This is a genomic window from Bradyrhizobium sp. 23, assembly GCF_023073295.1.
Classification (GTDB): domain Bacteria; phylum Pseudomonadota; class Alphaproteobacteria; order Rhizobiales; family Xanthobacteraceae; genus Bradyrhizobium; species Bradyrhizobium canariense_D.
In genome coordinates, this window is the sequence record NZ_JADPJF010000148.1 from 579,979 (window position 1) to 580,936 (window position 958).

A 958-nucleotide genomic window follows, 5' to 3' on the forward strand; every position below is an offset into this window, starting at 1 on the left:
GATGCAGGACCTCCAGGAGCAGTTCGGCCTCAGTTACGTCCTGATCAGCCACGACCTGGCCGTCGTCGACTATCTCTGCGACGAGGTCGCGGTGATGTATCTGGGCCGGATCGTCGAACAGGGCAGGCCTGAGGATTTGTTCGAGCGTTGCGCCCATCCCTATACGCGAGCGCTGCTGGAGGCCGTGCCGCGGGTGCGCGCCGGCGGAGGCCGGCGGCGGCGCGGAGCCCAGGCGATCGCCTCGCAATCGGCGGCCGCGACCGGCTGCCCCTATGTCTCGCGGTGCGCGCTAGCCGACCAGCATTGCCGCGAGGTTCTGCCTGAGCTACGCAAGGTGGGCGAGACGCATCTGGCCGCTTGCCACAAGGCGGAAGCCGTGATGGCGTTGCCGCAATTGCCCGTGGAAGGTTAGCGTCCGCGGCAGGATTGGCGTAGGCTTGAGACAAGACAAGGCCGGGGAGTTACGCATGTTCAGGAAACTATCGATCGTCGCATTCGCCGCCGCACTTGCCGCTGCTCCGTTGCCGGTGCTGGCTCAGAGCAAGAAGGACAGCGTCGTCATGGCGATGGCGCTGGAACCGCCGGGGCTCGATCCCACCAACGCCGCCGCCGCCGCGATCGCCGAGGTCACGCTCTACAACATCTATGAGACCCTGACCAAGATCAACGAGGACGGCACCACCTCGCCCCTGCTGGCGGAGAGCTGGACTGCATCGCCCGATCTGAAGACCTATACGTTCAAGCTGCGCAAGGGCGTCAAGTTCCACAACGGCGAGCCGTTTGACTCCGCAGCCGTGAAGTTCTCGTTCGAGCGCAACGCGGTCCCCACCAGCACCAACAAGGACAAGAGCCTGTTCCAGAGCTTCGAGAAGGTCGATGCGCCCGACGCCGACACGGTCGTGATCAGCCTGAAAAATTCCGAGCCGAACCTGCCGTTCCTGCTGGGGCAGGCGAGCGG

At 64.9% G+C, this 958-nt stretch carries 2 protein-coding genes; both read left to right on the forward strand.

Annotated features, from left to right (window positions below):
* The coding region (locus IVB32_RS36115) for an ABC transporter ATP-binding protein (RefSeq protein ID WP_247412913.1) at positions 1 to 412 on the forward strand (412 nt) is incomplete at its 5' end.
* 55 nt (positions 413 to 467) lie between these two features.
* Positions 468 to 958: ABC transporter substrate-binding protein (locus IVB32_RS36120; protein ID WP_247412914.1), on the forward strand; the 491-nt coding region annotated here is incomplete at its 3' end.